24 protein-coding genes and 1 pseudogene are annotated in these 22,918 nt (G+C 67.4%); 12 read left to right on the forward strand and 13 right to left on the reverse strand.

The window, feature by feature from the left end; all coding sequences use genetic code 11:
* Positions 1 to 94 precede the first annotated feature (94 nt).
* From DPV74_RS03500 to DPV74_RS03515, 4 genes are read right to left on the reverse strand one after another with little or no spacing between them, the layout of a single operon-like run.
* On the reverse strand, positions 95 to 1,180 hold the full coding sequence (locus tag DPV74_RS03500; protein WP_119336510.1) for an HlyD family secretion protein: 1,086 nt from the start codon (positions 1,178 to 1,180) through the stop codon (positions 95 to 97).
* Entirely contained in the window at positions 1,177 to 1,881 is a 705-nt protein-coding gene (locus tag DPV74_RS03505) for an ABC transporter ATP-binding protein (protein ID WP_205571882.1), read from the reverse strand. The genes DPV74_RS03500 and DPV74_RS03505 overlap by 4 nt, the downstream gene beginning before the upstream one ends.
* Complete coding sequence (locus DPV74_RS03510; protein WP_119336512.1) at positions 1,878 to 3,014, reverse strand: ABC transporter permease; 1,137 nt, start codon at positions 3,012 to 3,014, stop codon at positions 1,878 to 1,880. The genes DPV74_RS03505 and DPV74_RS03510 overlap by 4 nt, the downstream gene beginning before the upstream one ends.
* A gap of 32 nt (positions 3,015 to 3,046) precedes the next feature.
* A complete protein-coding gene (locus DPV74_RS03515; RefSeq protein WP_119336513.1) occupies positions 3,047 to 3,232 on the reverse strand; it encodes a DUF2964 family protein in 186 nt (61 codons plus the stop codon).
* Between DPV74_RS03515 and DPV74_RS03520 the strand changes: the two genes are divergently transcribed.
* Positions 3,231 to 3,401, forward strand: a complete 171-nt coding sequence (locus DPV74_RS03520; protein WP_162922933.1) for a hypothetical protein — start codon at positions 3,231 to 3,233, stop codon at positions 3,399 to 3,401. The genes DPV74_RS03515 and DPV74_RS03520 overlap by 2 nt on opposite strands.
* A gap of 240 nt (positions 3,402 to 3,641) precedes the next feature.
* On the opposite strand, the gene DPV74_RS03525 is transcribed toward DPV74_RS03520, so the two are convergent.
* On the reverse strand, positions 3,642 to 3,830 hold the full coding sequence (locus tag DPV74_RS03525; protein ID WP_119336556.1) for a DUF2964 family protein: 189 nt from the start codon (positions 3,828 to 3,830) through the stop codon (positions 3,642 to 3,644).
* Between the two features lie 269 nt (positions 3,831 to 4,099).
* On the opposite strand from DPV74_RS03525, the pseudogene DPV74_RS03530 reads away from it, so the two are divergent.
* The 3 genes and pseudogenes from DPV74_RS03530 (at position 4,100) to ftsH (ending at position 7,244) form a co-directional block, all read left to right on the forward strand.
* A pseudogene (locus DPV74_RS03530) lies at positions 4,100 to 4,754 on the forward strand (BON domain-containing protein).
* 39 nt (positions 4,755 to 4,793) lie between these two features.
* A complete protein-coding gene (locus tag DPV74_RS03535) occupies positions 4,794 to 5,303 on the forward strand; it encodes a BCAM0308 family protein (protein WP_119336514.1) in 510 nt (169 codons plus the stop codon).
* 33 nt (positions 5,304 to 5,336) lie between these two features.
* A complete protein-coding gene (ftsH, locus tag DPV74_RS03540) occupies positions 5,337 to 7,244 on the forward strand; it encodes an ATP-dependent zinc metalloprotease FtsH (RefSeq protein ID WP_119336515.1) in 1,908 nt (635 codons plus the stop codon).
* A gap of 52 nt (positions 7,245 to 7,296) precedes the next feature.
* Here ftsH and DPV74_RS03545 read toward each other — a convergent pair whose 3' ends face one another.
* A complete protein-coding gene (locus DPV74_RS03545) occupies positions 7,297 to 9,093 on the reverse strand; it encodes an adenosylcobalamin-dependent ribonucleoside-diphosphate reductase (protein WP_119336516.1) in 1,797 nt (598 codons plus the stop codon).
* Between the two features lie 216 nt (positions 9,094 to 9,309).
* On the opposite strand from DPV74_RS03545, the gene DPV74_RS03550 reads away from it, so the two are divergent.
* From DPV74_RS03550 to DPV74_RS03565, 4 genes are all read left to right on the forward strand, one after another.
* Positions 9,310 to 10,245, forward strand: a complete 936-nt coding sequence (locus DPV74_RS03550; protein WP_119336517.1) for a 1-phosphofructokinase family hexose kinase — start codon at positions 9,310 to 9,312, stop codon at positions 10,243 to 10,245.
* 118 nt (positions 10,246 to 10,363) lie between these two features.
* Entirely contained in the window at positions 10,364 to 11,158 is a 795-nt protein-coding gene (locus DPV74_RS03555; protein WP_119336518.1) for a polysaccharide deacetylase family protein, read from the forward strand.
* A complete protein-coding gene (locus tag DPV74_RS03560) occupies positions 11,151 to 12,407 on the forward strand; it encodes a putative glycoside hydrolase (RefSeq protein WP_119336519.1) in 1,257 nt (418 codons plus the stop codon). The genes DPV74_RS03555 and DPV74_RS03560 overlap by 8 nt, the downstream gene beginning before the upstream one ends.
* Before the next feature lie 45 nt (positions 12,408 to 12,452).
* Positions 12,453 to 12,641 (forward strand): hypothetical protein, encoded by a 189-nt coding sequence (locus DPV74_RS03565; protein WP_059700890.1) that lies wholly within the window; start codon positions 12,453 to 12,455, stop codon positions 12,639 to 12,641.
* A 44-nt stretch (positions 12,642 to 12,685) separates the two neighbouring features.
* Here the strand turns inward: DPV74_RS03565 and DPV74_RS03570 are convergent, their stop codons facing one another.
* Positions 12,686 to 13,183 carry a lecithin retinol acyltransferase family protein gene (locus DPV74_RS03570; RefSeq protein ID WP_119336520.1) on the reverse strand — a complete coding sequence of 166 codons (498 nt, stop codon included), beginning with the start codon at positions 13,181 to 13,183 and terminating at the stop codon, positions 12,686 to 12,688.
* 458 nt (positions 13,184 to 13,641) lie between these two features.
* Here DPV74_RS03570 and DPV74_RS03575 point away from each other — a divergent pair, with 458 nt between their 5' ends.
* Both DPV74_RS03575 and DPV74_RS03580 read left to right on the forward strand, forming a co-directional pair.
* Entirely contained in the window at positions 13,642 to 14,103 is a 462-nt protein-coding gene (locus DPV74_RS03575; RefSeq protein ID WP_119336522.1) for a carboxypeptidase regulatory-like domain-containing protein, read from the forward strand.
* A 152-nt stretch (positions 14,104 to 14,255) separates the two neighbouring features.
* Positions 14,256 to 16,625 carry an exo-beta-N-acetylmuramidase NamZ domain-containing protein gene (locus DPV74_RS03580; protein ID WP_119336557.1) on the forward strand — a complete coding sequence of 790 codons (2,370 nt, stop codon included), beginning with the start codon at positions 14,256 to 14,258 and terminating at the stop codon, positions 16,623 to 16,625.
* A 70-nt stretch (positions 16,626 to 16,695) separates the two neighbouring features.
* Here DPV74_RS03580 and DPV74_RS03585 read toward each other — a convergent pair whose 3' ends face one another.
* The 4 genes from DPV74_RS03585 to groL form a co-directional block, all read right to left on the reverse strand.
* A complete protein-coding gene (locus DPV74_RS03585; RefSeq protein WP_166742093.1) occupies positions 16,696 to 17,094 on the reverse strand; it encodes a LuxR C-terminal-related transcriptional regulator in 399 nt (132 codons plus the stop codon).
* Positions 17,045 to 17,416 carry an HPF/RaiA family ribosome-associated protein gene (locus tag DPV74_RS03590; RefSeq protein WP_119336524.1) on the reverse strand — a complete coding sequence of 124 codons (372 nt, stop codon included), beginning with the start codon at positions 17,414 to 17,416 and terminating at the stop codon, positions 17,045 to 17,047. The genes DPV74_RS03585 and DPV74_RS03590 overlap by 50 nt, the downstream gene beginning before the upstream one ends.
* A gap of 69 nt (positions 17,417 to 17,485) precedes the next feature.
* A complete protein-coding gene (locus tag DPV74_RS03595) occupies positions 17,486 to 17,836 on the reverse strand; it encodes a hypothetical protein (RefSeq protein ID WP_119336525.1) in 351 nt (116 codons plus the stop codon).
* A gap of 302 nt (positions 17,837 to 18,138) precedes the next feature.
* Positions 18,139 to 19,773, reverse strand: a complete 1,635-nt coding sequence (gene groL / locus DPV74_RS03600; protein WP_119336526.1) for a chaperonin GroEL — start codon at positions 19,771 to 19,773, stop codon at positions 18,139 to 18,141.
* A gap of 83 nt (positions 19,774 to 19,856) precedes the next feature.
* On the opposite strand from groL, the gene DPV74_RS03605 reads away from it, so the two are divergent.
* Positions 19,857 to 20,561: an Hsp20/alpha crystallin family protein gene (locus DPV74_RS03605; protein ID WP_230942775.1), complete on the forward strand. Its 705-nt coding sequence runs from the start codon at positions 19,857 to 19,859 to the stop codon at positions 20,559 to 20,561.
* A gap of 294 nt (positions 20,562 to 20,855) precedes the next feature.
* The gene (locus DPV74_RS03610) at positions 20,856 to 21,386 is read left to right on the forward strand and encodes a flavodoxin (RefSeq protein WP_230942774.1); all 531 of its coding nucleotides are present in this window, start codon (positions 20,856 to 20,858) and stop codon (positions 21,384 to 21,386) included.
* Between the two features lie 138 nt (positions 21,387 to 21,524).
* Here the strand turns inward: DPV74_RS03610 and DPV74_RS03615 are convergent, their stop codons facing one another.
* Together DPV74_RS03615 and DPV74_RS03620 are read right to left on the reverse strand one after the other, a co-directional pair.
* The gene (locus DPV74_RS03615) at positions 21,525 to 21,785 is read right to left on the reverse strand and encodes an acyl carrier protein (protein WP_059495566.1); all 261 of its coding nucleotides are present in this window, start codon (positions 21,783 to 21,785) and stop codon (positions 21,525 to 21,527) included.
* The gene (locus tag DPV74_RS03620; RefSeq protein WP_059697177.1) at positions 21,782 to 22,918 is read right to left on the reverse strand and encodes a dihydrolipoamide acetyltransferase family protein; all 1,137 of its coding nucleotides are present in this window, start codon (positions 22,916 to 22,918) and stop codon (positions 21,782 to 21,784) included. The genes DPV74_RS03615 and DPV74_RS03620 overlap by 4 nt, the downstream gene beginning before the upstream one ends.

The raw sequence follows: 22,918 nt of genomic DNA on the forward strand, positions 1-22,918 counted from the left end.
GACGAAGTCGGGCCCGAGCGTGCAGCCCGCGAGCAGCACGGCGACCGTCAGCGCGCCGGTTGCGCGGCGCAGCGCGTGCGCGCGGCGGGCGCGGTCATTTGCCGGCGACGTAGACATCGACGATCTGCCCGGGAAACAGCCGCACGGCGCGGTTCGGCACGATGCGGAACACGACCGGCAGCACGCGCACGTCGACGCGCTCGGTGCGCTGGTCGGACAATTCGATTTTCGGCGTGACGTACGGTTGCACGCGAACGAACTGGAGATCGGCCTCGATCGACGTGCCGCGCACGAACATGTGCGCCTTCAACGCATGCAGGTCCGGCAACTGGTGAATCAGGATTTCGTCGATGTAGCAGCGCACCTGCAGGCGGTCGACCGGCGTGCCGAGCACCGCGACGGGCCCGTTGCCCTGCGTGTAGGTATCGTAGAGCCCCTGCGAGGTCAGGTACGAGCCGACGGCCGCGTTCATCGCGAGCACGGTGCCGTCCGCCGGCGCGCGCAGCGTGTAGCGGGCAAGCAGCGCGGCGGCCGCGTCGGCCGCGCGCCGCAGCGCGACGGCCTGCGCTTCCTGGTTGCGCACGTCGTAACGCCACGCGCCGGCTTTCGTCAGGCGATACTGCCGCGTCACGACGTCCAGGTTGGCCGCAGCGACGCGTACCGCGTTCGCGGCCGTGTCGAGCGCATCGCGGCTGACGGCCTTCGGGTCGATGTCGTATGCGCGCCGCTGCTTGTCGTACTGATCCTGCGCGAGCTTCAGGCTGGCCTGCGCAGCCGTGGTCTGCGCGGTGGCCACGTCGAGCACCTCACGGCGCGGCTGCGCTTTCAGTTCGTCGAGCAGGGCGTCGGCCGCGTCGGCCTGTGCCGCGAGCTGCGCGGCGGTGGCGCGCTGCACCGAGTCGTCGATCGTCAGCAGCACATCGCCGGCTTTCACCGGATCGCCGTCGTGCACGAGGATGCGTGTCACCGTGCCCGGCACGTCCGGGTAGACGTTCACGTTCGCGCCGGCCGGCTGTTCGCTTTCGACGATGCCGTTCGCATAGACGCCGCGCGCGTATGGATTGGCGGCCGGCTTGAATACCGGTGGCTGCGGCGGTTCCTGACGGCTGTACACCCACGCGGCAATGACGCTTGCCAGGAAGCCGAGCAGGGCCGCCACGAACACGAGCCGGTGCTTCATCGCGCACCTCCGCGGTCGATCCCGTTCAGCTTGCCGTCCTCCATCCGCAGGATGCGATCCGCGTATTCGAAGATCCGCGCATCGTGCGTGACGATCACGATGCAGCGCGTGTCGTTCAGCACCTGGTGCTTGACGAAGTCGATGATCATGCGGCCCGTGTCGCCGTCGAGCGACGCGGTCGGCTCGTCGAGGATCAGCAGGTCGGGCTGGCTGACGATCGCGCGCGCGATCGCGACGCGTTGCTGCTCGCCGCCGGACAGCTTGACGGGCGGCAGTTGCGCGCGATTGCCGAGCCCGACGACGTCGAGGTAACCGAGCGCTTCGTGCATCGCCTCGTCCCACGGCCGGCGTTTCAGGATCAGCGGAATCGCGACGTTCTCCACGGTCGTGAGCCGCGGGAACAGGTGGTAGTCCTGGAATACGAAGCCGATCCGGTTCAGCCGGAAATCGGCGATCGCGTCGTTCGGCTGCGCCCACAGGTCGACGCCGTCGATCGATACCGAGCCGCCGTCCGGCCGCAGGATGCCGGAGATCACGCTGAGCAGCGTCGTCTTGCCGCTGCCGGACGGTCCGACGATCAGCAGCATCTCGCCGAGGTACGCCTGCATCGATACGTCGCGCAGCGCCTGCGTGCGTGCGTCGCCTTCGCCGAACCATTTGCTGACGCCGCGGGCGTCGATCGCGATACCGGCCATCGTCAGCCCCGGAAGATGTCGAACGGCTCGATGCGCAGTACGCGCCGCACGCCGAGATAGCTCGAGATCGCCGCGATCACGACCACCATCCCGAACGCGAGCGACAGGTTGCCGAACGTGACGAGCGCCGCGTAATCCGGAATCTGCAGCTTCGCGAGGCTGATCATCAGCACGCACAGGCCGACGCCGATGCCGTAGCCGGTCAGCGCGGTGAACGTCGCCTGGAACAGGATCATCGCGACCAGCTCGCGGCTCTTCGCGCCGATCGCCTTCAGCGCGCCGAACTTGTCGAGGTTCTCGAGGATGAACGCATAGAACGTCTGGCCCGAGATCGACAGGCCGATGATGAAGCTGATGATCGTCATCAGCATGATGTTGGTGCCCAGCCCGGTCTCGTACTTGTAGAAGCGTGCGATCTGCGCGATGAATTCGTCGCGCGTGTACGCGCGATAGCCGAGCGATTGCACGACGGCCTTGATGTGCGCGATGTCCGCGGCCGATTTCGGCTCGACGAGAATGTACGACGTCGTGAAGCGCGGCGACGGAATGTACCGGATCGCGCGAGCGTATGTGGTGTAGAGCGTCGGCGTGCCGAACAGGCCGCTGGCCGCCACCTTCGCGATGCCGACGATCACGCCGCGATGGTCGTTCAGTTCGAAATCGGTGCCGACCGACGGATTCTCGAGTTTCGGAAACTCGGGGTCCTGGATCGCGATGAAGCCGTTCTCCGCGTAGATGTCCTCGATGTGGCCCTGCAGCATCGTCGGACGGCCGAGCAGGCTCGCGTCGTCGAGGCCGACGACCGTCACGGCCTGGTAGGTGCCGGAGCGCAGCTTCACGAGCGCGGCGCCGGAGTAGAGCGGCACCGCATACCTGACGCCGTCGGTGCTGCGCACCACGTCGAGCACGTAGTCGGGCATGCCGATGCTGTTCGCGATCGTCTTCACGGCCGGGTCCATCACCCACACTTTCGCGCCGATGTTGATGACCGACGCCGACGACTTGTTCAGGATGCCGGCGAACAGCGACGTCATCTCGATCATCAGCAGCACCGAGAACGTGATGCCGACGGTCAGCGCGGTGAATTTCGCGCTGTCGTTGACGAGCAGCTTGAACGCGAGACGGAGAATGCCGTTCACGATGGCGAATCCCGCGCGGCCGGCCCGTGCCGCTATCGCCCGGACGACGCCGGATCCAGCTGTGCGACGAACGCGACGATGCCCGACACCAGCGCGACGATCGCGTACGGGACGACCGGCTCGTCGATCAGCATCGCATGCGCGACACCCAGCAGTGAGGCGAGCGCGATGAACACGCAGAACGTTGCCAGCGCGCTTCGGTATGACGGACCGATCATGACGTTCTCCCTGGAAGCGGCCGCCGTCGACGGCATTGCCGTCAATTCAGCCGCCGCTGGTTGCGCAAGACATGGCGCCATGATCGCGTGCCGCGCTCCGGCACGATTGATCTGTATCAACGGACGAATTCCGGCGTCGCGGGCGCGGCGCGTCGATCACGTCATCTGACGAATCGTCTCGCGCAATCGCGTCGGCGACGGCATTTCGCACTCGGTCGAATACGCGATGGCGACACCGTAACGACGTTCAGCGTCACTGGCCGTCCGGCCGCGTCGCTCGCGAGATGGCGCTGGAGCGCCGCTCCCTTCCGGTTGCGCACGCGTCCGCGGAAATCGATCTCCGATTGCGCCTCGGCGAGTTTGGCTTCGTCGAGCTGGCCGATGACGGACGCGCACCGCGTGGCACCCGTCAAGGGCGTTCGCCCGGCCCCGGATTGAGCAGCACGACGAACGCGAGGATGCTGGAAATCAGCGTGACAATCGAGTACCTGAACACTTCCTCGTCGAACAGCATCCCGTGAACGATGCCGGCCAACGACGCAATCGCGATGAACACGCTGAGCGTCGCGAGCACGATGCGGTACTGCTTGCGGATCATGACGGTCTCCCGGAAAGCGGTGGCGTCGACGGGTCGGACGAATGCGAAACGTGCCCGTGGCCGCGTTTTTCGCGACGCCCGCGGCATCATGATCGCGTCGCGCCTATTCGCGCGGTTGATCTGCGTCAACCGACAAAATCCGCCAGCGCCTGCCCGCCTTTGATTGATCCTCGTCAAGCCGCCGGCGCGGCCGTGCGCGATGCTGTACACGGTTCCATACGCGCTCGCTCGCATGCCTTGCGGCCGGCACGGTCCGACGGGAGGCCGACATGAGATCCGACGCAGTACTCAAGCAGGATGTCGAGCAGGCGTTGTTCTGGAATCCGGCGATCGATGCACGCCGGATCGACGTCGAGGTCCGGGACCGGATCGTGACGCTGCGCGGCACGGTCGACAGCTGGGCCCAGAAGCTCGAGGCGCAGAAAACGGCACTGCATGTCGCCGATGCGCGCGCGCTGGTGCTCGAACTGAACGTCACCCCGCCGCAGAACGCATGCGCGGACCAGGAGTTGGCGATCGCGAACTCGTTTGCGCTCGGATGGCAGGAGGCGTTGCGCGATAACCGGATCGGCGTCGAGGTCGATCACGGCTGCGTGACGCTCGACGGTGAAGTCGATCATGCGTATCAGAGCCGGGCGGCGGAAGCGATGGTGAGCCGGATGATCGGCGTCGTCGGCGTGGCGAACCGCATCAGCGTACGTACGGACCACACGGTGCCGGACGTCGGCGCGCGGATCGCCGAGGCGCTTGCGCGCCGCGCGCCGCGCGCAGCGTGAATCCGCGGGAATCTCGATCGACGCGGCCGACGGCATCGTCACGCTGACGGGCACGGTCGCGTCGCTCGCCGAAAGGCGCGCCGCGTGCGGTGCAGCCGGGTCGGTGAGGGGTGTCCGGCAGGTCGTCGACCGGCTGACCGTTGCCTGACAGGCTTGCACGTGCCGTCTACTACCAGGAGAAACAGCGATGAACCGTTCGCATACCGGCCCCGGCCGAAACTATCTGCGCCGCGACAAGCGCATGCAGCCGCATACGAAGGACAGCTACCGCGATCCGAAGCGGCCGACGGGCGACCGCATCTGCGAAGGCTGCGGCGCGGTCTGCGACGCGGGCCGCTGGACCTGGTCCGCGACCGCACTGGACCGGCGCCAGCTTGAATGCCCGGCCTGCAAGCGCATGCGGGAAAAGGTGCCGGCGGGCGAACTGGTGTTGCACGGCGAGTATCTGCGCGCGCACCAGTCGACGATTCTGGAGTTGCTCGAGCGCCAGGCCGATCTGGAGACGAGTGAGCACGCGCTCGAACGCATCATGGACATCGAGAAATCCGCCGATTCCCTCGTCGTGCGAACGACGGGCGTGCACATGGTCCGCCGCCTCGGCGAAGCGCTGCTGCGTGCGCACCACGGAGACCTCGCGATCAACTACCGCGACGGCGAGGACGTGCTGCGAGCGCACTGGACGCGCGACGACGCGTGAGCCGGCGATCGTCGGCCGGGCAGGTTCGATCCCATGAAAAAATCATTCGACTACTTCGGGTTGCTGATCCCGATCGCGTTCGCCGTGCTGGTCGCGGTCCAACTGCTGGCGCGTCAGCCGGCGGCGACCTCGATTTCCTACAGCGATTTTCACCACCTGGTGGACGCACGGCTCGTCGACGATCTCGAGATCGGCCAATCGTCGATCTCGGGCACGTTGCGCATGCCGGAGGCCGGCGCCGCGCTGCCCGCGTCCGACGCGGCCGCGGTGAAGGACGCCGGGCCGCCGTGGCGCTTCACGACGAACCGGGTGAGCGACGAAGGCCTGGTCGCCGCGCTGACCCATGCCGGGATTCGCTATCGCGGCGCGACGGATACGGGCTGGATGGGGACGCTCGCGGCCTGGATCTTCCCGCTGATCGGCTTCGTCGTGATCTGGAATTTCATGATGCGACGGCCGGGCGGGATGCGCGACCTGAGCGGCATGGGCAAAAGCCGCGCCCGCGTGTACATGCAGAAGGAAACCGGCATCACGTTCGACGATATCGCGGGCATTGACGAAGCGAAGGCCGAGTTGCAGCAGATCGTCGCGTTCCTGCGCAACCCCGAACGATACCAGCGGCTCGGCGGCAAGATCCCGAAGGGCGTGCTGATCGTCGGCGCGCCCGGCACCGGCAAGACGCTGCTGGCACGGGCCGTCGCCGGCGAAGCTGCGGTGCCGTTCTTCACGATCAGCGGTTCGGCGTTCGTCGAGATGTTCGTCGGCGTCGGCGCGGCGCGCGTGCGCGATCTCTTCGAACAGGCGCAGCAGAGCGCGCCGTGCATCGTGTTCATCGACGAGCTCGATGCGCTCGGCAAGGCGCGCGGCGTCGGCCTGATGTCGGGTAACGACGAGCGCGAGCAGACGCTCAACCAGTTGCTCGTCGAGATGGACGGCTTCCAGGCTAATTCGGGCGTCATCATCATGGCCGCGACCAACCGGCCCGAGATTCTCGATCCGGCGCTGCTGCGCCCCGGGCGTTTCGACCGGCACATCGCGATCGACCGGCCGGACCTGACCGGACGCAAGCAGATCCTCGCCGTCCATACGAAGCGGGTGAAGCTCGCGCCGGAAGTCGACCTGGCCGAACTGGCGCAGCGCACGCCCGGTTTCGTCGGCGCCGATCTCGCGAACGTCGTCAACGAAGCCGCGTTGCATGCGGCCGAACTGGGCAAGCCCGCGATCGGGATGGCCGATTTCGACGAAGCCATCGATCGCGCGATGACCGGCATGGAGCGCAAGAGCCGCGTGATGAACGAACAGGAAAAGCGGACCATCGCGTACCACGAATCGGGGCATGCGCTCGTCGCGCAAAGTCGCGCGCACTGCGATCCGGTGAAGAAGGTGTCGATCATTCCTCGTGGGATCGCGGCGCTCGGCTACACGCAGCAGGTGCCGACAGAGGATCGCTACGTGCTGCGCAGAAGCGAACTGCTCGACCGGCTCGACGTGTTGCTCGGCGGGCGCGTGGCCGAGGAAATCGCATTCGGCGACGTGTCGACCGGCGCGCAGAACGATCTCGAGCGCGCGACCGCGCTGGCGCGTCACATGGTGATGCAGTACGGGATGAGCGAGAAGGTCGGCCTCGCGACGCTCGACGATGGCGCCCTGCAGGGCGGCGCGCCGGGCGTATGGACGCCGGGCGACGGCCATTGCAGCGAGCACACGGCGCAGCTGATCGACGAAGAGGTGCGCGCGCTGCTCGAGGATGCGCATGCGCGGGTCACGGCGACGCTCGGCGCGCACCGCGATGCGCTTGAACGGATCGCGTGCAGCTTGCTGCAACACGAATCGATCGATCACGACATGCTGGTGGCGCTCATCGCGCCGCCGGACGATGCCGGCGACACACCCCGGCCGGCGGAAACCGACACGGAAACGACCACGGGCGTCTCCGCCTGAAGAAACGACCGCCGCGATCGCGCCGGACGCCTGCCGCAGGCCATCACATCGCTCAACAGCCGATGCAGACCGGGCCGCCGCGCCGCGCGCGCGCCGCATCATCGGTCACGACCGACGCGAGCCGCGGATCCGGCCGAAAAACCGTGATGCCCTTGAGCCCGTCGCGCCACGCCTGGAAGAACAACGCGTCGACCTCCGCGAGCGAAAACTGGCCGGGCATCGTCACGGTCTTCGAGATGCCGGCGTCGACGCACGGCTGCAGCGCCGCGAGCATCGCGACATGATCCGCCGGCGCGATTTCCGCGGCCGTGACGAAATAGTCCGGCAGCTTGACGGTCTCGCCATGCAGCGCGCGGAACAGCCGGGAAGCGTGATTCTCCGCACGAAACGGCCGGACCTGCCCGTCGGCGGTGCGGACCATGCGACGCTGCGTCCAGCCGACGGCCGGCTCGATCCCGTTCGAACAGTTGTCGCAGAACGCGAGGCTCACGCTGCCGGCCGGCGCGAACGACAGCAGATGGCTGTTGCGCAGCCCGTGCCGCGCGATCGCGTGATGCACCTTCAGCGGCAACAGCGTGCGAGACGCGGGGCCGGTCAGATAGGTGTCCGGGTCGTAGGCCGGAAACACGCCGCGCTCGGCGGCAAGCGCGGCCGATGCGGCAAACGCATGCTCGCGCATCGTCAGCACGATCCCGCGTGCGAGCGTGCGTGCTTCCACGCTGTCGTAGCGCAGCCGCAGCATGGTCAGCGCATCGGCCAGCCCGGTCACGCCGACCCCGATGCGCCGCGTCCGCCGCGCCTCGTGCTCGTGCGCGGCGAGCGGCCACGCGGTCATGTCGAGTACGTTGTCGAGCATGCGGACCTGGATGCGCACCGCGTCGGCGAGCGTCGCGAAGTCGAAGCGCGGCTTCCTGTCGACACCGAACGGATGTAGAACGAACCGCGACAGGTCGATCGGCCCGAGCACGCAGCTGCCGTACGGCGGCAGCGGTTGTTCGCCGCACGGGTTCGTCGCGTCGATTCGCTCGTGCTCGCGCAGCGGATTCGCGTCGCGGATCGTGTCGAGGAACAGCAGGCCGGGTTCGGCGCTGTCGCGCGCGGCGTTGACGATCTCGTGCCAGAGCGTGCGGGCCGGCACCGTCGCGTAAAGGTAATGTCCGTCCGGCCGCCGGGGCGTTGCGGCGGAAGCGGAGGCGGGCGGCGCATGATGAACGAGCGCCCACGGCAGGTCGTGCCGGACCGCCTCCATGAACGCGTCCGTGACGCCGACCGACAGGTTGAACGTCGGCCAGCGCGAGCGTCCGCGCTTGGCCGCGACGAATGCGACGAGGTCCGGATGATCGCAGCGCAGCACGCCCATTTGCGCGCCCCGGCGCGGGCCGGTGAACGGCAGCGCCCGGCACATCGTATCGAAGCGGTCGATCGCCGCGCATGCGCCGCGCCCGGATGACAGGCGCTGTTCGTACGCGTCGGCGGGCGGCACCGGCGAGAAGTCGTAGCCGATTCCGCCGCCCATCGACAGCGTGACCCGTGCGTTGTCGAGCGCATGCGCGAGCGCTGCGTCGAGGGCATGAACGGACATGTCGGCCGGAATCGCGAGCGGATGGACGAAGCAATTGATCATCGTGCCGCCGGTATCCGCGCCGGCATTCGCGAGGATGCGGCCCGCGCCGATCGCGCCACGCTGCAGGTTCACGAAGAACGCGCGCTTCACCTGTGCACGGAGCTCGGCTGGCTCGGCGAGCGACAGCGCACGGGCGACGCGATGGAAGACGGCCACGCGAGACGTTTCGCCGGGTTGCGCATAGCGTTCGGCGAACACGGTGGTGCAAAGCGGCTGCTCATCCATGGCGGGGCTCGGCGATGATGAATGATTCACTGTAAGAGCCTGCCCGAACGTGTCGTTGATCGAGCGCAACCGGGCACCTTCGCGCCATCGCTTGACGGCGGTCAACGCCGCGACCGGCGTCGAACGTAAGGTGGAGCGACGGCCGGCACGCGGCGGTTGCCGCGAATTGTCGCGCGGGCGTCCGTCGCGCCAGCCATCGACTGCGAACCACGCACCATGACCGATATCGTTACCATTACCTTGAATCCGGCTGTCGATGTCGCGACGTCCGTCGAGCACATCGTCGATATGCACAAGCTGCGCTGCGCACGGCCACGGCGCGACCCCGGCGGCGGCGGGATCAACGTCGCCCGAACCATTCACCGCCTCGGGGGCGACTGCGTTGCGCTATACCTGGCCGGCGGGCCGACCGGCGACGTGTTGACGCTGCTGCTCGAAGCCGAGCGCCTGCCGGCGGTGCGCATCCGGATCGCCGGCGAGACGCGCGAGAACATCTGCGTGACCGAGACCGCGACCGGGCGCGAATATCGGTTCCTGATGCCGGGGCCGCTGGTCTCGGAGGCCGAGTGGCGCGACTGCGCAGCCCGCATCGACGCCATGCAACCGGTGCCGCGCTACCTCGTGCTGAGCGGCAGCCTGCCGCCCGGCGCGCCCGACGACCTGTATGCGACGCTCGCGCGGACCGCCCGGGCAAGGGGCAGCCGGGTGGTCGTCGATGCGGCGGGCAGGGCGCTGCAAGCGGCCCTCGAGGCCGGCGTGCATCTCGTGAAGCCCAGTCTCGGCGAACTGAGCGCGCTGGCCGGCGAACCGCTCGACGACACGTCGGCGTGCCGGAAGGCGAGCGAACTCGTGGCGCGAGGGCAAGCCGACATCGTCGCATTGACGCTCGGCGCGCGCGGCGCATGGGTCGTCACGCGCGACGGCGCGCTGCGCCTGCCCGGCAGGCCGGCAGCCGTATGCAGCACGGTCGGCGCCGGCGACAGTTTCGTCGGCGGCATGGTCTGGGCGCTGGCACGCGGCGTGCCGTTCGACGAAGCGTGCCGCTATGCGCTGGCGGCATCGGCCGCGTCGGTCGAGCACCCGGGGACCGCGCTGTGCACGCGCGAGGACGTCGAGCGGATTCATGCCGAACTGGTTGCGCAGGCAAGCTGACGACCACGCGGCGTGACACGTGCACGATCGCGTCGACGCGCGATCGATCGTTGATCTGGCTCAGCGGTTTTCGCGCCGCGATCGAGAAAAATGGGGCAGCCATTCCACGAGACCCGCCATGGCCTTTCGCCTGCTCGCCTGCCTGCTCCTGTTGTCGTGTATGCCGCCGGCTTCGTCCGTCGACATCGCAACCGGTGATTCACCATCGCAGCGTGTGCTGATCCTGGTCTACCACCGGTTCGCCACCGCGCGACTGGATTCGATGACGGTCCGTACCGAAACGTTCCGCCACCAGTTGCAGGCGATCGAGGCGAACGGCTACCGCGTTGTGCCGCTCGCCGACGTCGTGCGCTGGCATGACGGCCAGGCCGATGCCGTGCCTGCGCGCGCAGTCGCGATCACCGTCGACGACGGTCATCGCTCCGTCTACGAGGTCCTGCGCCCATTGCTCGCTGCCCATCCGATGCCGGTCACGCTGTTCATCTATCCCTCGGCCATCTCCAACGCCAGCTATGCGATGACATGGGACCAGTTGCGCACGCTCGGGCAGTCCGGCGGATTCGACATCGAGTCCCACACGTACTGGCATCCGAATTTCCGCACCGAACGCGCCCGGCTCACGCCGGACGACTACCTGCGCTTCGTGTCGTTCCAATTGAGCCGGTCCCGCGAACGGCTCGAGTCCGAAACCGGCCAGCCGGTGCGGATGCTGGCCTGGCCGTTCGGCGTCCATGATGCGCAGACCGACCAGCTGGCCGCTCGCGAAGGCTACGTCGCAGCATTCACGCTCGACGCGCACCCCGTTCGTGTCACCGACCCGGCCATGGCGCTGCCGCGCTATCTGATGACGGACGCCTGCGACACACGCTGCATGAACGGATTGTTGAGAACCGCGGGGGGAAGCCGTGATTGAACGCCTGATCGTCTGTCTGCTCGTGTCGCTCGCCGGATTCGCCGCCCGCGCGGCGCCCGTCACGATCACCGTCGTCGATGCGACGAACGGGCACCCGCTCGCCGGCGCGATCGGCCACGCGGCGGGTGCGAACCGGACCGCGGATCGCGACGGCGCGTTTTCACTGGAGATCGACGCGGCGGGCGTACGCCTGAGCGTGCGTGCGCCGGGCTACGCGCGAACCGAAGTCACGCTCTCACCCGCCGAGGGCGCACAGACGATCCGCATGACGCCGGTGCGTCCGAAAGCCGTCTATTTGTCCGCTTACGGCGTCGCGGACCGCACGCTGCGCGAGGCGGCGCTGTCCCTCCAGGACAAGACGGCGATCAACGCGCTCGTCATCGACGTGAAGGGTGACAGCGGCGTGACGCCATATCGTAGCCTGGCGCGTGAGATGTCCGGTGCCGCGAACAATGTCGCCGGTGCCATCGTTCGTCCGCCCGATCTGCCGGACCTGCTGCGGACGTTCCACGCGCGCGGTCTTTACCTGATTGCCCGCATCGTCGTGTTCAAGGACGACCCGCTGGCTCGCGCGCATCCCGATTGGGCCGTGCGCGATGCAGCCGGCGAGATCTGGCAGGACCGCGAGCATCAGCGCTGGATCGACCCGACCTCGCGCGCGGCCTGGCAACACAACTACGACGTCGCCGAAGAGGCGGCCCGCATGGGTTTCGACGAAATCCAGTTCGACTACCTGCGTTTTCCCGACGCCAACAGCCTCCGGTTCGCCGAGCCCAATACCGAGGCCAACCGGGTCGCGGCGATCTCCGGATTCCTGATCGGTGCGCGGGAACGGCTGCGTCCGTACAACCTCTACATGTCGGCGGATATTTTCGGCTACGTCTGCTGGAACACCGACGACACCGCGATCGGGCAGCGGCTCGACGCGCTCGGACCGGTCGTCGACTATGTGTCGCCGATGCTGTATCCGTCCGGCTTCACGTGGGGCCTGCCCGGCTGCCGGAAGCCGACCGAGCATCCCGGCGAGGTCGTTGCGCGGTCGCTGGCCGAGGCGAAGCGCCGGACCGGCCTGGGCGGTGTCCGGTTTCGGCCGTGGCTCCAGGCGTTTCGCGACTATGCGTTCGATCACCGGCCGTTCGATGCCGACGAGATTCGCGCACAGGTCGACGCCGCCGATGCGGCGGGCACGGACGGCTGGATGCTGTGGAATCCGCGCAATCGCTACGATCCTGCCGATTTGCCGCGCTGAGCGGCAGGTGCGGACCGGCCCGAACGTGCAGGAGCCGAATCGATCATGCCGTGGAATGACGAGCGTTATCCGCCTTCGATGCGGAATCTGCCGCCGCCGGTTCGCGGCAAGGCGATCGAGATTGCCAACGCGCTGCTGAGGCAGGGGCGCACCGAGGGCAGCGCGATCCGCATCGCGATCGCGCAGGCGAAACGGTGGGGGCGTGCGCATGCCGTCTTTCGCGGCCGCGGGTGACGGTCAAGGTGACGAATACCGAACGACGCCCCCCGCCGTCGAAACTAGGCCGTACACCGTGCCGGGCATGCGCGCCCGGTCATCCCCGGATGCAATCGCGCGGCCAGAACGCACGCCATCAGCATGACGGCGACCGCGATGCCGTGCACCGGGTTGCGCAGACACGACGCGACTTGCTCGCTCCTCGCCACACCGAACAGGCACCACAGGCAGAAATGCTCGCAGTTGTTCGTGAGCAGCCGGTATTGGCATTCGCCAAGGCGCGAAGCCGCGCGGCGCGCTGCTTCCGTTCCATCGTACAGCGCGCTTGCGTGGCGAATGACCGCGAGCCCGAAACCGGCGCGGAAGCCGTCCAGCGTGACGACCTCGACCGGACCGCCGCTCGCATGGCGCGACCATCCCGCGTAGTGAATCACGTTGCCGTCGCCGATGTAGATCCCGTGATGCAGATAGCCGGGGCGGTGGGTCACGAGGTGGGCACCGACCAGCGGTTCGCCATCCAGCATGGCGTCGTCGGCGTGCGCTGCGGTCGGATCAATCATCGCCAGCTCCTCGGTCCTGCGGCGGCGGGGCGGAAGAATCGGGCGCCGGCCGCGAAACACGTTGCGTCCTGTCACGTCTCCAGTATTGGCAGTGGAGCCGCGCGGAACAATCAGCGTGGCCTGAGCTTGCTGTCCGATGTCGGGCCGTCGTGTCGGAAATTTCTGACGGGGCGCGCAATATCGGCTGACAGCCGTCACGGGCGATTGCGCAGTCCGTATCCGGCTCCCCCGTGTTTTCAGGCGTGCCGTGCCGCTCGGGTAGATGGGGCGCGATGACTGTCTCGCGGGGCCAGTCCGGCTTCGACAGGCGTGCACTTGACTTGAGTCAACGGGAAATCGACGTTCCGCGCGACGCTGACATCGTCGTCGACGCGAATGCGCGACGTCACCGCACGCAGCCCGTTCCGCGACCGGACGGGCGGCATCGCAGCCGTGCGGGCTCAATCAGGAGAGTGAAGATGTGGACCCGAACCGTGAAGATGCTGCTGGCAGCCTGCCTGCTGAACATCGGTGCGAACGCGCTGGCTGACCCGTCGACCGAGCCGGTCGTGCACAACGGTGTCGCTTACATCACCGGCGGAATCGGCCAGGACGAGGTCACTGCGTTTCGCGATGTCGCGCCTCGCTACAACCTGCGGATCACGTTCGCATCGAAGCGGGGCCAGTATCTTTCCGATGTCGATGTCACGCTGTCATCCGGCAAGTCGACGATTCTCGACGCGCACACGAACGGCCCGTTCCTGTTCGCCCGCGTGCCGCCCGGACGATATACCGTGTCCGCGCACGACAGGGCCATTCAGGAAGTCAGGCACGTCGTCGTACCGGCGCGCGGCGCGGTCGATGTGCGCTTCTACTGGCACGACCCGGACCGGCACGGCGCGATACGTCTGTGTGCCGATTGTTCCGCATCGCCGCAGTAACCGGCCCGCTGGCCGCGCGTTCGTTCAGGACCGGCATGGCGGGAGAAGCGACAATGCGTCGGCCGATCGCGGATCCTGACGCCATCGACGTGGCAAGCCTCCGCACGCAGCTCGACTCAGCCGATGCGGCCGGCACGAAGAAATTGAACGCAGTGGAACAGGCTCGATCGCGACGATCCCGCTGCGCTGCCGCGCTGACCGGCGCGCTGCTGTTCACGCTTGCGTCAGCCTGTGCGCGCGCGGAATCCGATACGGCCGTGGCGCAGCAGCAGACCATCGCGATCGACGAAGCGATCGCCGCCGAGATCGCCGACGGCCATCTTGCCGGCGCCGTGGTCGTGACGGGCGACGCGGACGGCGTGCGGGTGCGCGTCGCGCGCGGCCTGCGGGTGACGGGCGAGCACGCCGAGGCGATGACGGCCGATACCGTCTTCGATCTCGCGTCGCTGACCAAGCCGGTGGCGACGGCGGTCGCGATCATGCAGCTCGCGGAGCGCGGCATGCTGCGCCTCGACGCACCGGCCGCGCGCTACTGGCCCGCGTTCGGCGCGCACGGCAAGGCCGGCATCACGATCCGCCAGTTGCTCGCGCATGTGTCGGGGCTGCCGGCCGGCGTGTCGTCGTCCCGCGCACTGCGCAGCCCCGCCGCCGTGCTGGCCGACATCGTCGCGATGACCCCCGGCACACCGGCCGGCACGCAGGTGCGCTACAGCGACGTCAACTACGTGGTGCTTGGCGAGATCGCCGAGCGCGCGTCGCACCGGCCGCTCGACGCGTGGTGCGCCGCACATGTGTTCGCGCCGCTCGGGATGGCGAGCACCGCGTTCCGGCCACCGGTGTCGCTGTTCGCGCGCGTGGCGCCCACCACCGTTCGCGATGGCCGTCTGCTGCGCGGGAGCGTCCACGATCCCGTCGCGGCCGCGATGGGCGGCGTCGCCGGCAATGCGGGCCTGTTCGCGAGTGCGGACGATCTGGCGCGCTTCGCGCGCATGCTGCTGAACGGCGGTGCGCTCGGCCCTGTGCGCGTGCTGGCGCGCCGCAGCGTCGCCGCGCTCGAGACGCCGGCCACGCTCGACGCGGAAGGCGACCTGCACACACCGGGCTGGACGGTCGGGCCGCCGCTTGTCGCGAACCGCTACCGGCTGCCGCCGGTCGGCGCGCTGCAACACCTCGGCTACACGGGCACCGCGCTGTGGATCGATCCCGTGACGCGCCGCTTCGCGATCGTGCTCACGAGCCGGCTGTATCCCGACGAAACCGGCACGGCGATGCCACTGCGCTCGCTCGTGCTCGGCATCGTATCGAGCGAGGCCGCGGCCGTGACGTCGTCGCGGATTGCGACGCGCGTGCCTGCGATGGCGGCGGCCGTCGCGCAAGCCGCCCGGTTGCCGGTATCGCGCGGGCCGCTGCTGGCCGGCATCGACGTGCTCGCGGCGAGCGGCTTTGCGGCCGTCGCGGGCAAGCGCATCGCGCTCGTCACGAACCGCAGCGGCTTCGACCGGTTCGGCCGGCGCACGGTCGACCTGCTCGCGCAGGCGCCGGGCGCGCGGCTCGTCGCGCTGTTCGCGCCCGAGCACGGGCTCGGCACCGACGTCGACGAGACGTTCGGCGACACGCTCGACGCCGCGACCGGCGTGGTCGTTCACAGTCTCTACGGCGATCGACGCCGGATCGCGCCCGCGCTGCTCGCCGATGTCGACGTGCTGGTGCTCGACCTGCAGGACGCAGGCGTACGCTTCTTCACGTATCTGGCCACCCTCGGCTACGCGCTCGAGGCCGCCGCCGCCGCGCATCGCCCGGTGCTCGTGCTCGACCGCCCCGACCCGCTGGGCGGCGATGTGTTCGGCGGCCCCGTGGCCGATGCCGGGCCGGCCACGTTCACCGGTTATTACCCGTTGCCGCTCCAGCCCGGCATGACGCTCGGCGAACTGGCGCGACTGTTCAACGACCGCCTGCATATCGGCGCGGCGCTGACCGCGGTGCCGATGGCGAATTACGTGCGCGCGATGCGCTTCGACGATACCGGGCTCGGCCGGGTGCCGCCATCGCCGAACCTGCGCGACGGCGCCGCGTTGTCGCTTTACCCGGAGACGGGGCTCATCGAGGGCGCGGCGGTCAGTGTCGGGCGCGGTACCGCGACACCGTTCGGCGTGGTCGGCGCGCCGTGGATCGACGCGCGCAGCCTTGCGGACGATCTTCGTGCAATGCGGCTGGACGCGACGTTCTCGCCGGTTCGCTTCGTGCCCACGGAGGGGCCGTATCGCGGCAGGGTGTGCGAAGGAGTGCGCATCGACCGGCCGCCCGGCGCGGCACGGCCGGGCGAGATCGGGCTGGCACTCGCACTGGCGCTGCACCGGCGTTATCCGGCGAAGTTCCGGATCGATGCGATCCGTGCATCGGTCGGTTCGCGCGAGGTGGCGGACATGCTGGAGGCGGGGCGGTCGATCGACGAGATCGAGCGCGTGGTCGTCGCTCAGGATGCGGCGTTCGCGCCAGAGAGAGCAGCATTTCTGCTGTACTGAGCGGATGGAAAGTCGTCGGCAAACGTGACGCCGATACGAGATCGGCCGCGACTTCGCCGACACTGCTCGATCAATCCGGCTCGACGATTCGATCGGCAATCACATATCGGATCAACGCGGCATCGCTTCGCAACTCGAGCTTGTCGAGCGAGCGCGCGTTGTACGTACTGATAGTCTTGGCATTGAGCTGCATATCCCGTGCGATGTCGAAGATGCCGTCGCCGGATGCGAGATGCCCGAGAACTTCCGGCTCGCAATCGGTGAGGCGCGAATGCTGCGGGGCATCGGGCGGGATATCGATCGCACGCGCTACGTTTCGGTTGAACTCACGACGGAGCGTCTCCGCGACGTCGTGGCAGGCACCGATCGGCGCGCGCGTTGCCCAACTGACCAGGGGCGCACGCTCGCGCAAAAGCGCGCTATTCGTGCGCCTCGGATCGCGTGGCAGGAGCGGCCGAACGTTCATCATGCCGTTTGCCGCGGCCTCGCTGCTTCCGTCCCGTGTCTTCGAGCATTCTCGTGACGTTGCTGAAGGCATTGCGCAGCGCGACGTAGACATCTTCGTCGCGCTCCTTGCTGGATACCAGTTGATGTCCGGGAATCGTGACTTCGATCCGGATATTGAACGGTTTCCCCTGATGATCGTGCTTCTCGTCCAGCACGACATTGACCCTGCAATGCGAGATGTCCTGCCGGAATCGATCGAGTCTGGATACATGCCGGGCGGCTGCCGCCTCGAGCGCGTCCGAGCGCGGCACGCCTTGAAATACCAGTTCGTAAGGTGGCTTCATTGCTTGATCCGTTGATGGCTGATGAATGCCGGTCGTGCCCCGTCGTGCCGGCGCCCCCGAGATTCCGATTCAGAACGCGGCGATCTGAAGGACGACATCGAACGCGATGACCAGTGCCGAGCACAGAACGCCGAGCGCCAAGTTCGCGAGCCGATGCTCGACGTCCGGATGCTTGCCTACCCATGCCGTCATGAAGAACAACCCGTCGAGAATCACCTGCAGTGCGAATACGAACAACATCAGCGTGAACTCGTAGCCGGCCTGCGGCAGTTGCGCGAAGTTCCAGCCATGCCGGCTTACCCAATAGCCGATCCGGTAGGCCTCGTAGCCAGCGAGCAGCAGAGGAAACACGTAGGACACGAAATACGTCGGCACAGTCGCATGCCGAAACTCGGGTAGGAAATGATGTCCGGTCTGCATGGTGGCCTCCCAGCCTGAACGCGTGCGTCAGGACGAATGTCGTCCACGTTTCCAGCCTAGGCTGCCGGGGCAGCCGCCGCTTGACACGCATCAACGGCTGGTCGGCTGGAAGGGCGAAATTCCGATCGTGCCATCGACGCGAAACGCAAACACGATGTCGAACAGGTACTGCCCCGGGATCCGGTATCCCGGGCGAGATTGACTTCCGTGCGGCAACGGTGGCGCCGGCCGCTCCGCGGCCGACATGAATTCCGCGTCCCCCTGCCGAGTCGTACAAGATCGACCGGCGGCACACTGATGGCTCAGCCGAGTTCGCCGCCCCAGTTTCCCGACTCCGCGGCGCCCGGTGAGGCGGCCGTGCGTGGGCGATGCGCGATCATGCAATCGGTCGTCAGCAGCAGCGACGCGACCGAGATCGCGTTCTGTAGCGCCGAACGCGCGACCTTGACAGGGTCGACGATTCCGGCAGCAATCATGTCCCCATATGTCGCCGTCGCCGCGTCATAGCCGAACGGTCCGGTCGCGGCATCGACCGCGTGTACGACGGCCTGCGCGTCCGCTCCGGCGTTTTCGGCGATCTGACGCAGCGGGGATGCCAGCGCGTCGTGCACGATCCGCGCGCCGGTGCGCTGCGCGTCTGTCAAGTCTGCGCGATTGCCTTCGAGCGCGCGCCGTGCACGCAGCAGTGCGACGCCACCGCCCGGCACAATGCCTTCCTCCATCGCGGCGCGCGTCGCATGCAAGGCATCCTCGAAGCGATTCTTGCGCTCGCGCAGCGCGGTTTCCGTCGCGGCGCCGACGCGAATCACCGCGACGCCGCCCGCGAGTTTCGTCAATCGGCGCGTCAGCGCGTCGCGCTCGTATCCGGCCGGTGTCGCCGCGATGCGAGTACGCAGCGCTTGGACGCGGTCGTCGATGCGCTGGCGTTCGCCTCGCCCGGCGATGACCGTCGTCGACTCGCGCGTGATCTCGACGCGCCGCGCGGAACCGAGATCGTCCAGCGTCGTGCGCTCGAGTGTCCGTCCGGCCTGAACGGAAATGACCGTTGCGCCAGTCAGCGCGGCGAGGTCGGCGAGCTGCTCGGTACGCGCCTCGCCGAATCCGGGCGAGCGGATCGCGCACGATTTCAGCGTGCCGCGCAGGTGGTTGACGACGAGGGTCGCCAGCGCTTCGCCTTCCACTTCGTTCGCGACGACGAGAAGCGGCTTGCCGGTGCTGCTGAGCGCCTCGAGTACCGGCAGCAGTTGTGCGATCGCGCTGATGTTCATGTCGCAGAGCAGGATGCGCGGCTCGTCAAGGACGATGCGATGATCGTCCGAATCGACGAACAGCGGCGACAGATAGCCGCGATCGATCAGCGAGCCGTCCACCGTCTCGAGCTCGTCGTCGAGCTTCGTGCCGTCCTCGATGCTGATCGCGCCGTCCCTGCCCACACGCTCGACGGCCTGTGCGACGAGCGCGCCGATCGTGCTGTCGCCGCTGGCGGAAATCGTCGCGATCTGGCGCATCTCGTCCGCGCTCGCGCACGGTTTCGACACGCGGTGCAGTTCGGCGACCACGTCACGGCCGGCCGCTTCGATCGCGCGCTTGAGCGCCATCGGATCGTGCCCGGCAGTGACGCACTTGATGCCTTCGGCAACGATGGCCTGTGCCAGGGTGGTGGCGGTGGTCGTGCCGTCGCCGGCGACTTCGCTCGTGCGGGTCGCTACTTCGCGCAACAACCTGGCGCCCATTTCCTCGAACGGGTCGGGCAGGTCGACAGCGCCGGCGACGACGACGCCCGAGTTCGCGACCAGCGGCGCCGTGCCGGCCCGCTCGACGATCACGTTGCGCCCGCCCGGGCCGAGCGTGATCTTGACCGCCTCGGCAATCGCGTTGACGCCTTTGAGCAGCCGTTGGCGAGCATCCTGATGAAACACAAGCGATTTTGCGGGCACGATGCACCTCCTGTGCGACGAAGTCGGGCACGACGCATCTCGGGACCGGCGGCCGATACGGATATTCCACCTGCCGGCGCGTCGTGCCGATTGACCTGAGTCAACGAGCGCAATATGTTTCGCACGGCCATGTGCTCGCCCAAGAGCCTTCGGTGTCTCCATCCTGGGCGTTGATCTCCGTCAATTGCCGCGGTCATCGCCAATCGAGAATAAATGCATCACTGACGAGAAGGAGGCACGACATGAAAGAATCGTCCACGAAACTGGCGGTCAACAAGCCGCAGGAGAGTGCGGAGCATGCGCCGACAGGGGCGTCGTACTGGCATCCGATTGAAACGCTGCGCCATGAGATGGACCGTCTCTTCGACGATTTCAATCGCAGCGCGGGCATGCCGACGGTGCGGCGGCCGATTTTCAACCTTCAGCCATTCTGGCGCCGCGATCACGAATGGAGCGCCGAGCCCGCGGTCGACTTCGCGGAAACCGACAAGTCATACGAAATCACCGCGGAATTGCCCGGGCTGGACGAGAAGGACATCGAGGTCAAGCTCGCGAACGGCGGCTTGTCGATCCGCGGCGAAAAGCAGGACGAAAAGGAGGAGCAGCACAAGGACTACTACGTCCACGAGCGCCGCTTCGGCTCATTCGAGCGCTACTTTCGCATGCCTGACGGGGTCGACAGGAACAAGATCGAGGCGTCGTTCCAGAAAGGCATTCTGACGGTCACGCTGCCGAAGACGCCGGAAGCGCGCAAGGCCGAGAAGAAGATCGAGGTCAAGGCCGGCTGAAACGGGTGCGGGCGTCCGCCGACGCATGCCGGCGGATGCCTGTGCACATGCTTTCCGTTTGCTTCTCGATCGCTGGATCATGTCGCCACACAGCGACATTCGGGCGGTCGACCGAAGGCGGTTCTGCATTCGCCATGCATGCAGAGCCGATAACCGGGATGTCGGACACGGCGCCCGTGCGCCAGTGGTTGCACCGTCGCGTGCAATCCGTCCACACGGGGCCGATTTTTTCAGATCGCCGGCGCGTCATGGCGAATGGATTCAACGGACGCACGCGCCGCCCGACAAGCGTGAATGAGGGAGGTCGTCATGTATGCCGGCAAGGTTCTCGTCGTGTTCTATTCGCGCACCGGAACGACCCGCCGGGCCGCGTCCGCGCTGGCCGAGATGCTCGACGCCGACGTCGAGGAAATCGTCGTGACGCGCGATCGCGCGGGCCCGTTCGGCTATCTACGTTCGCTCGTCGAGGCAATCAACCAGAAGCCGGCGGAGATCGTCGCGGCGAAGCGCGACCCGGCCGCGTACGATCTCGTGGTGATCGGCTCCCCGGTCTGGGCAGGTTGCGTATCGTCGCCGGTGCGGGCGTATATCGTCGCGAACCAGCGGCGCCTGCCGCGTGTCGCATTCTTTTGCAGCTTCGCACAACGTGGTGCGGACTCCGCACTCACGCAAATGCGAATGCTGGCTTGCAAGTCGCCGCTGGCCGAATGTCACGTGACGCCGCGCGAAACGTTGCATGGCAATGCCAGCCCGATTCTGGCGGTATTTGCCGAACGGGCAGCGCGCAGGCTGGCGGAAGCGGTCGCGACGACTGCGGCGCGCTGAAGCATGCGCGTTCGCGCGAGCGGGTCATCGGGCGATAGCGCTCTCGGGAACCGACGCACGGGCGCGTGCGCCCTCGTGTAACGGTGTGGCGGACGTTCCGACGCCGGCACAAACGTCGGCTTGCGCGATGGACAGGTCTCAAGACACGGGACGGTGTGCGTCTGCGGCCGCGAGATAGCCGACGATATCGTCGAGCGTAACCAGACGACCATAGTCGCGCTCCGGAATCTCCACCTTCAGCCGCGCATGAAGGCCCGTCAGAAAATTGAGCCAGTCCATCGAATCGAGATCGACCTGACTGCGAAGCGGACGATCCGCACGCAGCGTCGACGGGTCGAGTTCCGGCGCGACGGATGCAAGTGTTTCCAGTACGACCGAAAGGATGTCTGCATTGCTCATCGGTTCAACTCCTCGGGGTGCTGCAGCAATTCACCCAGTTCGACCAGGAACAGCGCACCTCGATGGCCGTCGGATACGCGGTGATCGGCCGAGAGGCTGGTGGTCGTCACCGGCATGATCTTCAGCCCGCCGTCTTCGGCCCACGGCCGCTCGGTGATTCGTCCGAACCCGACGAGCGCGACCTGGGGAGGATAGATGATGCCGAACACCTCGGCTGCACCTCGATCGCCGAGATTCGTCACGGTAATCGTCGATTCCGACAACTCCGAACTCCGCAGCGAGCCTGTGCGACATCGCTGCGTCAGGTCGAGCAGTTCGCGCATCAGCTGGTTCAGGGGCTTGGCATCCGCATCGAGCAGCGCCGGCGCCACCAGCCCGCCCTGGCGCAGCGAGATCGCCACGCCGAGATGCACGGCGCTGGCAGGCCGGAAGATGCCCTCCCGATGGAACCCGTTCAGCTCGGGAAATCGACGCAGTGTGAGTGCGACCGCCTTGAGCAGAAGCGCTGCCGGAAGCAGCCTGTCGGTCACGGAACGCATCGCGTTCTCGGCCGCGAGCCATGCCAGCGCCTTTCCCAGTGGAATCGTCTCGGACACGTAATAGTGCGGAATTTCGCGCTTCGAACGCTCCATCGCGGCTGCGATCACACGTCTCATTTCCGGAAAGCGCTCGCCGGGCGTGCCGGCCGCGGGCGAACCCGCCGCCACGATCGCCCGTTCGACGTCCGCAAGCGTCACCGAGCCCGCCGGGCCGGTGCCCGTGACACTGTCGGGATCGACCCGGTGCTGCTGCGCAAGCTTGCGCGCGGCTGGCGAGATCTTGCGGCGCGGTGCCGCGCTGGCAGCCGTGACGGGTGCCGCTGGTTGGCGCGTGTGCCGCGCCGCCGGCGGTGCTTCTCCGGGCTCGAGCAGCGTGGCCATCGGCGTGCCGACGTGGATCCGTTCGCCCGGGTTCACGAACAATTCGTCGATCGTTCCCTCGTGCCAGCTCTCGACATCCACGGCAGCCTTGCTCGTGTCGACGATCGCGACCACCTGGCCTTTCTTGACCACGTCGCCTGGCTTGACCTTCCATTCGAGGAGCGTTCCCTCGTCCATGTCCGCTCCCATGGAAGGCAGGGTGAATTCGATCAT

Source organism: Burkholderia sp. HAN2018 (assembly GCF_024704855.1).
GTDB classification, from domain to species: domain Bacteria; phylum Pseudomonadota; class Gammaproteobacteria; order Burkholderiales; family Burkholderiaceae; genus Burkholderia; species Burkholderia cepacia.